9 protein-coding genes are annotated in these 14,155 nt (G+C 55.4%); 4 read left to right on the top strand and 5 right to left on the bottom strand.

The genetic code is table 11. The features are described 5' to 3' along the window. The first annotated feature begins 7 nt into the window (after positions 1-7). From gntX to gntT, 3 genes are all read left to right on the top strand, one after another. Complete coding sequence (gntX, locus tag J4728_RS15765; RefSeq protein WP_000958740.1) at positions 8-691, top strand: DNA utilization protein GntX; 684 nt, start codon at positions 8-10, stop codon at positions 689-691. Positions 692-749: 58 nt separating this feature from the next. Beyond that, on the top strand, positions 750-1,325 hold the full coding sequence (gene nfuA, locus J4728_RS15760) for a Fe-S biogenesis protein NfuA (RefSeq protein ID WP_000619387.1): 576 nt from the start codon (positions 750-752) through the stop codon (positions 1,323-1,325). A gap of 376 nt (positions 1,326-1,701) precedes the next feature. Then, on the top strand, positions 1,702-3,018 hold the full coding sequence (gene gntT, locus J4728_RS15755) for a gluconate transporter (protein ID WP_208212043.1): 1,317 nt from the start codon (positions 1,702-1,704) through the stop codon (positions 3,016-3,018). A gap of 118 nt (positions 3,019-3,136) precedes the next feature. Here gntT and malQ read toward each other — a convergent pair whose 3' ends face one another. Then, complete coding sequence (gene malQ / locus J4728_RS15750; protein WP_208212042.1) at positions 3,137-5,215, bottom strand: 4-alpha-glucanotransferase; 2,079 nt, start codon at positions 5,213-5,215, stop codon at positions 3,137-3,139. A 9-nt stretch (positions 5,216-5,224) separates the two neighbouring features. Then, on the bottom strand, positions 5,225-7,618 hold the full coding sequence (gene malP, locus J4728_RS15745) for a maltodextrin phosphorylase (RefSeq protein WP_208212040.1): 2,394 nt from the start codon (positions 7,616-7,618) through the stop codon (positions 5,225-5,227). A 593-nt stretch (positions 7,619-8,211) separates the two neighbouring features. Between malP and malT the strand changes: the two genes are divergently transcribed. Further along, positions 8,212-10,917: an HTH-type transcriptional regulator MalT gene (gene malT / locus J4728_RS15740; RefSeq protein ID WP_208212038.1), complete on the top strand. Its 2,706-nt coding sequence runs from the start codon at positions 8,212-8,214 to the stop codon at positions 10,915-10,917. A 141-nt stretch (positions 10,918-11,058) separates the two neighbouring features. On the opposite strand, the gene J4728_RS15735 is transcribed toward malT, so the two are convergent. Genes J4728_RS15735 through rtcB form a run of 3 tightly spaced genes read right to left on the bottom strand, consistent with a single transcriptional unit; the run spans position 11,059 to position 13,868 of the window. Beyond that, positions 11,059-11,619 (bottom strand): hypothetical protein, encoded by a 561-nt coding sequence (locus J4728_RS15735; RefSeq protein ID WP_000220924.1) that lies wholly within the window; start codon positions 11,617-11,619, stop codon positions 11,059-11,061. After that, positions 11,616-12,650 carry an RNA 3'-terminal phosphate cyclase gene (gene rtcA, locus J4728_RS15730; protein WP_208212036.1) on the bottom strand — a complete coding sequence of 345 codons (1,035 nt, stop codon included), beginning with the start codon at positions 12,648-12,650 and terminating at the stop codon, positions 11,616-11,618. The genes J4728_RS15735 and rtcA overlap by 4 nt, the downstream gene beginning before the upstream one ends. 3 nt (positions 12,651-12,653) lie before the next feature. Further along, entirely contained in the window at positions 12,654-13,868 is a 1,215-nt protein-coding gene (rtcB, locus tag J4728_RS15725) for an RNA-splicing ligase RtcB (protein ID WP_208212054.1), read from the bottom strand. Positions 13,869-14,155: the final 287 nt, after the last annotated feature.

Here is a 14,155-nt window from a genome sequence, read left to right as displayed (position 1 = left end):
TGCACCTATGCTAACAGTACCGGGATTATGCTGGCTATGCCGAATGCCGCTGGCGTTAAGCCACTGGGGGATTTGCTCCGTATGCGCGCGCGCCGTCCGCCAGCGCGTCAGCGTGTGTCCGCAATGTGGATTACCCGCCGGGCATCCTTCGCTCCCCTGCGGTCGCTGCCTGCAAAAACCACCGCCCTGGCAGCGTCTGGTGAGCGTCAGTAACTATACGCCGCCCTTGAGTTTACTGGTGCATCAGCTTAAATTTACCCGCCGTAGCGAAATTGCCGCCGCTCTGGCGCGTCTACTGTTGCAGGAAGTCCTCATGGCGCGCCGCAGCACTGGCTTGCAGCTTCCCGACAGAATCGTCAGCGTTCCGCTCTGGTCGCGCCGACACTGGCGGCGGGGATTTAACCAAAGCGATCTGTTATGCCAACCGTTAGCGCACTGGCTGGGCTGCGCGTGGGACAGCCAGACCATCACGCGGGTACGGGCAACCGCAACACAACATCATCTCAGCGCCAGGTTACGTAAGCGCAATTTGAAAAACGCGTTTCGCCTTGAATTGCCGGTACAGGGTCTCCATATGGTTATTGTGGATGATGTCGTCACTACCGGAAGTACCGTCGCGGAAATCGCGCAACTGCTTTTGCGCAACGGCGCAGCGACTGTCCAGGTATGGTGCCTGTGTCGAACCTTGTAGAGCCTCGATGATGGGCGTATTATAACCAACTAAAATAGTCAACTATTAGGCCATTACTATGATCCGTATTTCCGATGCTGCACAAGCGCACTTTGCCAAACTGCTGGCAAATCAGGAAGAAGGGACGCAAATCCGCGTATTTGTCATTAATCCCGGCACTCCTAACGCAGAGTGCGGCGTTTCTTATTGTCCGCCCGACGCCGTAGAAGCCACCGATACTGCACTGAAATTTGACCTGTTGACCGCTTATGTCGACGAGCTGAGCGCGCCCTATCTGGAAGACGCGGAAATTGATTTCGTGACCGACCAGCTAGGTTCTCAACTTACATTGAAAGCGCCAAACGCGAAGATGCGCAAAGTGGCCGATGACGCGCCGCTGATGGAGCGCGTGGAATATGCTCTGCAATCGCAGATTAACCCGCAGTTGGCGGGCCACGGCGGTCGCGTCTCGCTGATGGAAATTACCGATGAAGGCTATGCAATTCTGCAGTTTGGCGGCGGTTGTAACGGTTGCTCGATGGTTGACGTCACGCTGAAAGAAGGGATCGAGAAACAGTTGCTGAATGAATTCCCGGAACTGAAAGGGGTTCGCGATCTGACCGAACACCAGCGCGGCGAGCACTCATACTACTAAGATTTTCCCCGCATCCATGCCCGATGGCGCTTGCGCCTGTCGGGCCTTGTCTGCCCCACCGTAGGCCGAATAAGGCGTCTACGCCGCCATCCGGCTCTATCAACCACATCTCATAACAATGGCCCTTCTTCTTTCGCCGATAACATGACCTGTGTCTCATAATTTAAATTTTGCCTGCCAGGGTCATTTTCAACACCCATATGTTACCCGTATCATTCTTATGGGCACCTAACATCCATATAACATCTGACTACGCTCATTCGTTTCAACGGTAATCAGTATTGGTGCTATTGCGACTCTGTTCCCGTCGGGAACAACAGGAATTTGTCGTCGAAACAATGACGTTACCCATAACAAAGTAAAGGCCAGGTAAATCATGCCATTAGTCATCGTTGCTATCGGTGTTATCTTGTTACTTCTTCTGATGATCCGCTTCAAAATGAACGGATTTATCGCCCTTGTCCTGGTAGCGCTCGCTGTCGGGTTGATGCAGGGAATGCCTCTGGATAAAGTCATCGGCTCCATCAAAGCCGGTGTCGGTGGTACGCTTGGCAGTCTGGCCCTGATTATGGGGTTCGGCGCCATGCTGGGCAAAATGCTTGCCGACTTCGGCGGCGCTCAACGTATCGCCACTACCCTGATCGCGAAATTTGGTAAAAAGCATATTCAGTGGGCCGTAGTGTTAACCGGCTTTACCGTCGGCTTCGCTCTGTTCTATGAAGTGGGCTTCGTTCTGATGCTGCCGCTGGTATTCACCATTGCCGCAGCGGCGAATATCCCGTTACTGTACGTCGGCGTGCCGATGGCCGCGGCGCTCTCCGTCACACACGGCTTCCTGCCGCCGCACCCGGGTCCAACCGCAATCGCCACGATTTTCCATGCCGATATGGGTAAGACGCTGCTGTTTGGTACGATTCTGGCGATCCCGACCGTGATCCTTGCCGGACCGGTTTACGCCCGTTTCCTGAAAGGCATCGATAAGCCGATCCCGGAAGGCCTGTACAGCGCGAAAACTTTTACGGAAGAAGAGATGCCGGGCTTTGGCGTCAGCGTCTGGACGTCGCTGGTTCCGGTTATTCTGATGGCGATGCGTGCGATTGCCGAGATGATTCTGCCAAAAGGCCACGCTTTCCTGCCCGTTGCCGAGTTCCTGGGCGACCCGGTAATGGCTACGTTAATTGCCGTACTGATTGCGATGTTCACCTTTGGCCTGAACCGCGGGCGTTCCATGGATCAGATTAACGATACGCTGGTCTCTTCCATCAAAATTATCGCCATGATGCTGCTGATCATCGGCGGCGGCGGCGCGTTCAAGCAGGTGCTGGTCGATAGCGGCGTGGATAAATACATCGCTTCAATGATGCATGAAACCAATGTCTCTCCGCTGTTGATGGCGTGGTCTATCGCGGCGGTGCTGCGTATCGCGCTGGGCTCCGCGACTGTCGCGGCGATTACCGCAGGCGGCATTGCGGCGCCGCTGATCGCCACTACCGGCGTTAGCCCTGAACTGATGGTTATCGCAGTCGGTTCCGGGAGCGTGATTTTCTCTCACGTCAACGACCCGGGCTTCTGGCTGTTCAAAGAGTATTTCAATTTGACTATCGGCGAGACCATTAAATCCTGGTCGATGCTGGAAACGATCATCTCCGTCTGCGGCCTGATCGGCTGTCTGCTGTTGGGTATGGTGGTTTAAGCGAGGCGGCTTGTAGGCCGGATAAGGCAGCAATGTGCGCCAGGATTGCCTGATGGCGCTGCGCTTATCAGGCCTACGTGCTCTCACCATCATAAAGCCGGGGAAATCCCCGGCTTTATTACTTCTTCTTCGCGGCCGCTTTTCGGCGCTTATCCAAATCCTTAATCAGCTTGTTTACGCCCTCATCGGCAAACATCTGCTCCAGCGTGGCGGTGACCTTCCGTCGCCAGTTTTTATACTGATCGCTGGTGCCCGGTACGTTAACCGGATCGGCCATATCCAGCCAGTCCTCCGGCTGAAGCCCCAACAGACCGCTGTTACTGTCGGCGATGTAGCGCTGAAGCCCGCGATTTAGCGTTGGCGTCATAGACATTAACGATGCCTTATGCCCGGCGCGTTTTGGTAGACAGCCATATTTATGCAGCGCGTCCAATAGCCCCTGTTTCGCCCGCTCGCGATCCTCATACAGCCCGCGCAGAATCACTTCATCCGGATAAAGCCCCAAAGCTTTACCCAACGTCAGGTCACCGCATTCCCAATAGCCGCGCAGCGTGGGGAGATCGTGCGTCGAGGCGACAGCCATCGATTGTTGCGGATATGCGCCTGGCGCGCGGAAGTTTTTCTCAAGGTCATTTTCAAACCACAGCACTTTATAAGAATAGACCCCGCTATCGCGCAGCTTGCCGACAATCTCAACTGGCACCGTCCCCAGATCTTCGCCTATCACCATACAGCGGTGACGTTGGCTCTCCAGCGCCAGAATAGAAAGCAAATCATCTACCGGATAATGGACGTAAGCCCCCTGATCCGCTGTTTCGCCATACGGTATCCACCACAGGCGCAGCAACGACATGACATGGTCAATGCGCAACGCGCCGCAGTTTTGCATATTGGCGCGCAGCAGGTCGATAAAGGGCTCATACGCCCGGGCGACAATGATATGCGGGTCCATCGGCGGCAGCCCCCAGTTCTGACCGAGCGGGCCGAGGATATCCGGCGGCGCGCCGACAGATGCTTTCAGGCAGTACAGCTCCCGGTCGCACCAGGTTTCCGCGCCGCCTTCCGCTACGCCAACCGCCAGATCGCGGTACAGACCAATCGGTAGTTTAAAACTCTGGCAGGTATCCCAGCAGGCGGCGAATTGGCGCCAGGCCAGCCACTGAAGCCAGAGATAAAACTCCACCTCTTCGCGGTGCGCTTCACAGAATTGTTTTACAGCGGGAGACTCTACCGACTGGTACGCCTCCGGCCAGGCTGGCCAGCCCCAGCGCTGCTCATCCTCTTTCACCTGATACGCATGCAGCGCGTCGAATGCCGCCTGCCAGTAAAGGCTTTCGCCTTCGCGGGCGATAAAGTGACGAAACTCCGCCATTTGCGCATCGTCGCGAGCGGCAAAGCGCGTCCACGCCATCCGCAGCGCCGTGATTTTCAGCGCGGTAACGGTAGCGTAATCGACCCATTGCGCATCGCGCGCCTGTCGCAGCTGTTGCTGTGTGGCGGGCATTTGCCACCATGCCTGCGCCTCTTCGCTCAGGCGGAAATCTTCGACGGCGTTGACGTCGATATATATCACGTTCAGCCAGCGACGAGACGAGGGGCTGTAGGGACTGGCGCTCTCCGGATTCGCCGGATAAAGCGCGTGGATCGGGTTCAGGCCGATAAACGCGCCGCCGCGTGTCGCCACGTCGACCAGCATCGACTTCAAATCGCCGAAATCGCCAATACCCCAGTTTTTTTCTGAACGCAGAGTATAAAGCTGGACGCAGGCCCCCCACAGTTTTTTCCCCTCCAGCAGCGCCTGCGGCTCATAGCATCGCGGCGGGGCGACGATAATCCGGCAGTGCGTACGCTGTTCATCCTGGGTCAACGTCAGGGTGTGGTAGCCCTCCGGCAATGTAGCCGGAAGGTTAAGTTTTTTACCGCCCGTCACGCGCCCTTTGTAATGCACGCCCTCTTCCGTAGTCAGCAGCCAGGCAAACTCACCGCGCCCCTCTACCGGCAACGCCATTTTTTTACCCGCGGTATAAACCTTCACATTCGGCACGACCGCCTGTGGTCCTGTTGTCGTGCCGTGCATCGCCGCCAGCAAACGTCTCTTGGTTTCAGCGCCAATAGACTGCGGTTTGCCATGAGCATTGATGTAACTGGGGCTGATCCCCGCCGCCAGCGCGGCACTATCGAGACGTTTATTTTCCATCGCGCTCCCTTAGCGTTTTGCCTGCCAGATACGGGCCTGATAATCGCGAATAGAGCGATCGGAACTGAACATACCGCAGCGCGCGGTATTGAGGATCGCGGCGCGCGTCCACGCTTCCTGATCGCGATACAGCGCATCCACCTGCTTTTGCGCCTCGACATAAGCGGCGAAGTCCGCCATGACCAGGTACGGATCGCCCCCCTGTTTGCCGAGGCTATGCAGCATCTGGTCAAAGGCATGTTTATCGCCATCGCTGTATTGACCGCTTTCCAGCTCTTTTAGCACCGCATCCAGCACTTTGTCTTTTTTACGCCATTTCACCGGATCGTAGCCTTTGGCTTTGAGCGCCTTGACCTCTTCCACAGTATGGCCAAAGATAAAGATATTCTCTTCACCCACCTTCTCAGCGATTTCAACGTTAGCGCCGTCCAGCGTTCCCACAGTCAACGCCCCGTTCAGCGCCAGTTTCATGTTGCCGGTGCCGGACGCCTCTTTCCCGGCGGTAGAAATTTGCTCGGAAATATCCGCCGCCGGAATGAGCATTTCCGCCGCCGAGACGCAGTAATCCGGCAGGAAAACCACCTTCAGCTTATCACCCACCGCCGGGTCGTTATTAATGGCCTCCGCAACCTTATTGATAGCAAAAATGATGTTCTTCGCCAGGTAATAGCCCGGCGCCGCCTTCGCGCCAAACAGGAATACGCGCGGTACGCGGTCAGCCTGCGGGTTTTCGCGGATCTCTTTGTACAGCGCCAGAATATGCAACAGGTTCAGGTGCTGACGCTTGTACTCGTGCAGACGTTTGATCTGAATATCAAAAATCGCGTTGCTTGAAATCTCAATCCCGGTACGGGCCTTGATGAATTTCACCAGCCGTTCTTTGTTCGCCCGTTTGATGTCGCGATATTGCTGACGGAATGTGGCGTCGTCAGCGTATTTTTCGAGGTTGATCAACTGGTCGAGATCGTTAGCCCACTCTTTTTTCAGTGTTTTATCCAGCAACGCCGCAAGCTGCGGATTGCACTGTTTAATCCAGCGACGCGGTGTAATGCCGTTGGTGACATTGTGGAATTTGTTCGGCCAAAGCTGGTGATATTCCGGGAACAGATCTTTCACCACCAGATCGGAGTGCAGCGCCGCCACGCCGTTGACCGCAAAGCCGCTGACCACGCACATATTGGCCATGCGTACCTGACGGTCATGCACCACCGCCAGTTTTGCCCATACCTGCTTATCGCCAGGCCAGGTGTTATCGACCAGCGTCTTAAAGCGATCGTTAATCTGCTTGATAATCTGCATATGACGCGGCAACAGCGCTTTGATTAACCTCTCGTCCCAGCACTCCAGCGCTTCCGGCATCAGGGTATGGTTGGTGTAGGCGAAGGTTTTGCTGGTGATAGCCCAGGCGTCATCCCAGCTCAGCTGGTGCTCGTCAATCAGCACGCGCAGCAGTTCCGGAATGGCGATGGTCGGGTGAGTATCGTTCAACTGAATGACCTCGTAATCCGCCAGCTCATGCAGTTTGCGTCCGGCCAGATGATGGCGACGCAGAATATCCGCTACCGAGCAGGCGCACTGGAAGTATTGCTGCATCAGACGCAGTTTTTTACCCGCCGTGTGGTTATCGTTGGGATAAAGCACCTTCGTCAGTTTTTCCGCATCGATACCCTGCTGTTCCGCCCGCAGGAAAGCGCCGTCGTTGAATTTGGTCAGATCAAACGGATGCGCGTGGGTCGCCTGCCACAAACGCAGCGGTTGCGCGACGCCGTTACGATAGCCTAACACCGGCAGATCCCAGGCCTGGCCTGTAATCACAAAACCGGGCTCCCAGCGCCCTTCTTTGGTGACTTTACCGCCGATCCCAACCTGGACGTCCAGCGCCTCGTTGTGGCGGAACCACGGATAGCTGCCGCGATGCCAGTCATCCGGCGCTTCCACCTGCTTGCCCTCAACAAATGACTGACGGAACAGCCCATACTGGTAGTTCAGACCATAGCCCGTAGCGGACTGCCCGACGGTGGCCATCGAATCGAGGAAGCAGGCGGCCAGACGTCCCAGACCACCGTTGCCGAGCGCCGGATCGACTTCCTCTTCCAGCAGATCGGTCAGATTAATATCGTGCGCTTTCAGCACATCGCTAACGTCCTGGTACCACCCCAGATTTAACAGGTTATTTCCCGTCAGGCGGCCAATCAAAAATTCCATCGAAATGTAGTTCACATGACGCTGGCCTTTCGTCGGCTGCACTACCGGTTGCGCGCTCAGTAATTCCGCCAGTGCGCCGCTAACGGCCTGCCACCACTGACGAGGCGTCATGTCAGACGCTGACAGTAAACCGAAACGCTGCCACTGACGCGTCAGGGCGGCCTGGAATTGATCTTTATTGAAGGTTGGCTGTGACATAGGAAATCCGTCCTCGGGTAATAAAACAACGTTATCGCTAGTTTGCCAGGCTCGATGTTGACCTTCCTCCTCCCGGCAATGATTAGGGAGGGAGGAGGAGCGGGGATGAGCATAAAAGTGTGATCGCCGCCACTTACCCCTGTATAAACGCGCCGATTCCTGTCAACGACACCCAGTGTTACGCATAATCAAATGAATAAACAGAAATAACAGTAAATCGCGAAGGGGTATTTTCGAAGATTATATGAACGCCGAAATAGTTTCTTACCTGAAATATTCAGCAGCGGGAGGTTCACTAACTTAACATAATTAATTAAACGCCTGGTATCGCCATTGTGTTAAATCCGCATCCTGTCCAGGACATTATTTACAATAACGGAAATATGACCTCAGCCCAGCTCTGACGCTCGTTTCAACCGCGCCGAATACTTTTTTAATACCGTTATTTAGAATTGTGACAGAGTGCAAATTCAGACACATAAAAAGTCTGCTTAGCTTGCATTAAAATGCTTTCTGGCCGACCTTATATCTATTAATTACGAAGCGCAAAAAAAATCGCAGTTCCCCCCATTTCCCACAGTGAAGTGATTGCTATGTTGATTCCGTCTAAATTAAGTCGTCCGGTTCGTCTCGACCATACCGTGGTTCGTGAGCGGCTGTTGGCTAAACTTTCCGGCGCGAACAATTTCAGGCTCGCCCTGGTAACCAGTCCTGCTGGCTATGGGAAAACCACGCTTGTCTCACAGTGGGCGGCGGGCAAAAATGAATTAGGCTGGTACTCTCTCGACGAAGGCGATAACCAGCAAGAGCGATTCGCCAGTTACTTAATTGCCGCTATCCAACAGGCCACTGGCGGACACTGCTCTACCAGCGAAGCGATGGCGCAAAAACGTCAGTATGCCAGCCTGACGTCCCTCTTCGCACAGCTCTTTATTGAACTGGCGCAGTGGCATCGCCCGCTTTATCTGGTGATTGACGACTACCATTTGATTACCAATCCGGTGATTCACGACGCGATGCGCTTTTTCTTACGGCATCAGCCGGAAAATTTCACCCTGGTGGTGTTATCGCGTAATTTGCCGCAACTGGGCATCGCTAATCTGCGCGTGCGCGATCAGCTGTTGGAAATCGGCAGCCAGCAGTTAGCTTTTAACCATCAGGAAGCAAAGCAATTTTTTGACCGTCGCCTTTCGTCGCCCATTGAAGCCGCTGAGAGCAGCCGCATGTGCGACGATGTGGCCGGTTGGGCCACTGCGCTACAGTTGATCGCCCTCTCCGCGCGCCAGAACCATACCTCTGCGCATCACTCCGCCCGCCGTCTTGCCGGGATTAATGCCAGCCACCTTTCTGATTATCTGGTGGACGAAGTACTGGATAACGTGGATGTCAGCACCCGACATTTTTTACTTAAAAGCGCGATCTTACGCTCAATGAATGACGCGTTGATTGTGCGCGTGACCGGCGAAGAAAACGGCCAGATGCGGCTGGAGGAGATTGAGCGCCAGGGGTTATTCCTGCAACGCATGGACGACACGGGCGAATGGTTCAGCTATCACCCGTTGTTTGGTAGCTTTCTGCGCCAGCGTTGCCAGTGGGAACTGGCGGCGGAACTGCCGGAGATCCACCGTGCGGCCGCGGAAAGCTGGATGGAACAAGGTTTTCCCAGCGAAGCTATACATCATGCGCTGGCGGCGGGTGACGCGCAAATGCTGCGCGATATCCTGCTTAACCATGCGTGGGGGCTGTTTAATCACAGTGAACTGGCGCTGCTGGAAGAGTCATTAAAAGCGCTGCCGTGGGAAAGCCTGCTGGAAAATCCGCGGCTGGTGTTGTTACAGGCCTGGCTGATGCAAAGCCAACACCGCTACAGCGAAGTGAATACGCTGCTGGCGCGCGCCGAGCAAGAGATCAAAGGGGTCATGGACGGCACACTGCATGCTGAATTTAACGCGCTGCGCGCCCAGGTCGCCATCAACGACGGCAATCCGGAAGAGGCAGAGCGGCTGGCGAAACTGGCGCTGGATGAGCTTCCTCTCGCCTGGTTTTATAGCCGTATTGTCGCGACCTCCGTTCACGGCGAAGTGCTGCACTGTAAAGGCGATCTCAGCCAGTCTTTATCGCTGATGCAGCAAACCGAACAAATGGCGCGCCATCATGACGTCTGGCATTACGCGCTGTGGAGCTTAATTCAACAAAGCGAAATTCAGTTCGCCCAGGGATTCCTGCAGGCCGTATGGGAAACGCAGGAGAGAGCCTTCCAGTTGATCAAAGAGCAACATCTGGAACAACTGCCGATGCATGAGTTTCTGGTACGTATCCGCGCGCAATTGCTGTGGGCGTGGGCGCGCCTTGACGAAGCGGAGGCCTCGGCGCGCAGCGGTATCGCTGTGCTGTCCACCTTCCAGCCGCAACAACAGTTGCAGTGCCTGACGTTACTGGTGCAGTGCTCGCTGGCGCGCGGCGATCTGGATAATGCCCGTAGTCAGCTTAACCGACTGGAAAATTTATTAGGCAATGGCCGTTATCACTGCGACTGGATCTCTAACGCCGATAAGGTGCGTGTCATTTACTGGCAGTTAACCGGCGACAAAAAATCCGCCGCCAACTGGTTACGTCATACGCCCAAACCGGCGTTTGCCAATAACCATTTTCTGCAAGGGCAATGGCGGAATATCGCCCGCGCGCAGATCCTGCTGGGCGAATTCGAGCCTGCGGAAATCGTGCTGGAAGAGTTAAATGAGAATGCCCGTAGCCTGCGCTTAATGAGCGATTTAAACCGCAATCTGCTGTTACTCAATCAGCTTTACTGGCAATCCGGGCGGAAAAACGACGCCCAGCGCGTATTGCTTGATGCCTTACAGCTCGCCAACCGCACCGGATTTATCAGCCATTTTGTGATTGAAGGCGAAGCCATGGCGCAACAATTGCGTCAGCTTATCCAGCTCAATACGCTGCCGGAGATGGAGCAGCATCGCGCGCAGCGCATCCTGCGAGAGATTAACCAACATCACCGACATAAATTCGCCCATTTTGACGAAGGCTTCGTCGAGCGCCTGCTTAACCATCCGGATGTCCCGGAGCTTATTCGCACCAGCCCGCTCACCCAGCGTGAATGGCAGGTGTTAGGGCTTATCTATTCCGGTTACAGCAACGAACAGATTGCCGGCGAACTGGCGGTGGCCGCGACCACCATTAAGACGCATATCCGCAACCTCTACCAGAAACTCGGCGTCGCGCACCGTCAGGACGCGGTACAGCACGCGCAGCAGTTGCTGAAGATGATGGGGTATGGGGTTTAACGTGTGCCTGATGGCGCTTCGCTTATCAGGCCTGTAGAGTCATTTTAAAACATATTGATATTGCTGGTTTTGTAGGCCGGGTAAGGCGTAGAGGCGTAGCCGCCATCCGGCATAAACGTAAATCCAGACGCTGAGTTGGCTTCAGGCCCGATGGCCGTCGCTCAGCCGCAGGTTAAATGGCGCCCATCCATCCGGCGGGTCCCACTCACCACTGCCATAAATAATACCCTCCCGGATATCGTGAATAATGACGCCATCAATACCACACGGTTCCGATCGCCAGATAATGCCGGAACTCACGTGGATAAGAAACGTATACTGAAAGGTTGTGACCAGGAAATTCTCGCTCAGCGAGGCCTTATGATCCCAAACATCGGGTATTGAATAAATATGGCCAACATAATCATCAAGAAACAGGCTCTTAACCTGATGTGAATCCGTATCAAATAAGTGAACGTGCTGACCGTATAATATCGCAATAGTCTTATCATTATTCATGATGCCGCTGAAGCACTGCTCAACGATCCAGCGCCCCTCTTCCAGCGCGACAAAAAGACACAGCACGATAACCGGCTCGCCGTCCTGACTCACCAGCACTCTTCGCCGCATCGTTGAAGGGCCGGAAAAGGGATTAACATCCCTCTCCGGGATGGCGTCAGTAACGCGTTGTTCAGCATCAAGGAAATCAGCGTGGTATGTCATGATCCGCTATCCTTTTTACTTACCATAACCTGCACCATCTCCTTCGCCTCCTCCAGGTTGAACGTTACCGGCAAAAACCGTTCCACCACCGCAATATTGGTAAACAAGTGAGCGGAAGCCCGCGCCACGGTAAACGCGCCCTCGCCCGCCAGCGCCAGCGGTAAAATCAGCTGGTCGGCCAGATGCTCTCCCACCGCCGCCGGGCTTGCGAGATAGCGCCGCGCTTCATGCGCAACCTGGTTAGCTACCGCTTCCGCGCTGGTGCCTTTTACGCCGAACGCGGCGAACAGTTCGGTCAGTTGTTCGCTTTGAATCATCAGCGACAGCGCGTTGCCCGGCCCGCAGCCGCCTTCCAGCGCAACGACGTTTTTCTCCGCCTGCGGGAAGTGGGCTTCCAGCGTTGCGACTTCACGTTCGCCAACGTGGTAAGGAACCGCCGCCAGCAAAGCTTCAGCGGTGGTGCGCAGCGTCTCGCCGCGCGATATCAGCGTTAGCCCGCGTAAAGACGTTGCCGGTTCGACGACCGTCGCCGCCGCGCCGCCGCCTGCCGGATAAAAGCCGTGTTTTATCAGCGTGGTACGCTGGCTGATGCCCATCCTCGCCAACAGCGGCTCCCAGACGCGGCAAATAAAATCGGCGCTGGGCGCGGCCTGATTATGCGTCCCGCCGTGAACCTCCACGCGGGATGAACCGTCAGCAAACCATAGCGCGGGCAGGACGGTTTGCAGCACCAGCATACAACTGCCCGCGCTGCCAATCGCGAAACGGTACTCGCCGCCGCGAATCGGCCCCGGCGTAAAACGCAACTGTTGCGAGCCCAGCTCGTCGCCGTTCACCTGCGCGCCGCAGATTTCCGTTGCCGCTCGCACCGCCGTTAAATGCTGGCGTAGCAGCCCCGGTTTAGCGCGCCCGGCGCGGATGCCGCTCATTTCAAACGGCTGGCCGGTTATCATTGATAAACTCAGCGCCGAGCGCAAAATCTGCCCGCCGCCCTCTCCCTGTGCGCCATCCAGCGCGATGATCCTTGCCATTTTCTATCCTTTAACGCACACCACCTGCCGCAGGGCGTACATGATTTCCACCAGGTCAGACTGCGCCGCCATCACCGCATCAATATCTTTATACGCCATTGGGATCTCGTCGATCACGTCCGCATCTTTACGGCATTCGACATGCGCGGTGGCGCGAATCTGATCGTCAACGCTAAACAGTTTCTTCGCTTTCGTTCGGCTCATCACACGTCCGGCGCCGTGGCTGCACGAACAGAACGACTCTTCGTTACCCAGCCCGCGCACGATAAAGCTTTTCGCCCCCATCGAACCGGGAATGATACCGAACTCACCGCGCCGCGCCGAAACAGCCCCTTTACGCGTCACATAGATCTCTTCGCCAAAGTGCTGCTCTTTTTGCACATAGTTATGGTGGCAGTTGATCTCGTCCATATCGAGGGCGATCGGTTTTTCCACGCAGCTCTGGAGCGCCGCCAGCGCGTTTTCCATCATCGCCTCGCGGTTCAGGCTGGCGAATTGCTGCGCCCAGTGTACCGCTTTCAGGTAATCATCAAAATATTCGCTTCCTTCATTAAAATACGCCAGATCGCGGGACGGCAGCGTTTCTAACTGCTCCTGCATTTCTTGCTGCGCCAGGCCGATAAAATAGGTGCCGATGGCGTTACCGATCCCGCGCGAACCGGAGTGCAGCATGATCCATACCCGATCGGTTGCATCCAGACAGATCTCAATAAAGTGGTTACCGGTTCCCAATGTTCCCAGGTGCTTATAGTTATTGGTATTCAAAAAGCGCGGATATTTTTGCGTTAACCACTGATATCCCGCTTCCAGCTGCGCCCATTTTTCATCAACGTTGGCGGGCGGGTTTCCCCATGCGCCCACATCGCGACGCCCGCGTCCGGTGGTACGCCCGTGAGGCACAGCGGCCTCTATGGCGCTACGCAGCTCCGCCAGATTTTCCGGCAGATCGGCCGCCGTTAAGCTGGTACGCAGCGCGTTCATTCCACAACCGATATCCACGCCCACCGCCGCCGGAATAATCGCCCCTTTCGTCGGGATCACGCTACCGATGGTCGATCCTTTCCCCAAATGCACATCCGGCATAACGGCAATATGTTTGAAAATAAACGGCATTTTCGCCGTATTAATCAGTTGCTGACGGGCATCGTCTTCTACCGGTACGCCTTTGGTCCACATTTTTACCGGTGCGTTCTGGGTGGTCATCAATTCGTAATTCATCATTTTTTTCTCGTTTTAATCATTAGGGTGGCGACAAGTTTATGTGAATACACCGCTCTACCATTGAGCTACAGAGCCGGGCTCTGACGGGTCTCGAACCCGCAACAAATGTAGATCCACAGGCATTCGCCAAAATAGGGTGGCACGACAAGTTAAGGTGAATCACCCGCTCTACCGTTGAGCTACAGGGCTAAGCCCCGGCAGGGTTCGAACCTGCGTCTGGCCATACAAGGTGTAGATCCACCAGCATTCGTGCCTTCAGCGTTGCGCGACAAATTCATAGCCGG

Source organism: Salmonella sp. 32070601201500089SM (assembly GCF_017573605.1).
GTDB classification, from domain to species: Bacteria; Pseudomonadota; Gammaproteobacteria; order Enterobacterales; family Enterobacteriaceae; genus Salmonella; species Salmonella enterica.
The sequence above is the reverse complement of the archived record's forward strand: the minus strand, read 5'-3'. Positions and strand labels throughout refer to the sequence as shown.

Excerpts from the sequence above, each read along its gene's own strand:
- J4728_RS15735 (WP_000220924.1), bottom strand. The coding sequence starts at position 11,619 with ATGACATACCACGCTGATTTCCTTGATGCTGAACAACGCGTTACTGAC.
- malQ (WP_208212042.1), bottom strand. The coding sequence starts at position 5,215 with ATGGAAAATAAACGTCTCGATAGTGCCGCGCTGGCGGCGGGGATCAGC.
- gntX (WP_000958740.1), top strand. The coding sequence starts at position 8 with ATGCTAACAGTACCGGGATTATGCTGGCTATGCCGAATGCCGCTGGCG.
- gntT (WP_208212043.1), top strand. The coding sequence starts at position 1,702 with ATGCCATTAGTCATCGTTGCTATCGGTGTTATCTTGTTACTTCTTCTG.
- rtcB (WP_208212054.1), bottom strand. The coding sequence starts at position 13,868 with ATGAATTACGAATTGATGACCACCCAGAACGCACCGGTAAAAATGTGG.
- rtcA (WP_208212036.1), bottom strand. The coding sequence starts at position 12,650 with ATGGCAAGGATCATCGCGCTGGATGGCGCACAGGGAGAGGGCGGCGGG.
- nfuA (WP_000619387.1), top strand. The coding sequence starts at position 750 with ATGATCCGTATTTCCGATGCTGCACAAGCGCACTTTGCCAAACTGCTG.
- malT (WP_208212038.1), top strand. The coding sequence starts at position 8,212 with ATGTTGATTCCGTCTAAATTAAGTCGTCCGGTTCGTCTCGACCATACC.
- malP (WP_208212040.1), bottom strand. The coding sequence starts at position 7,618 with ATGTCACAGCCAACCTTCAATAAAGATCAATTCCAGGCCGCCCTGACG.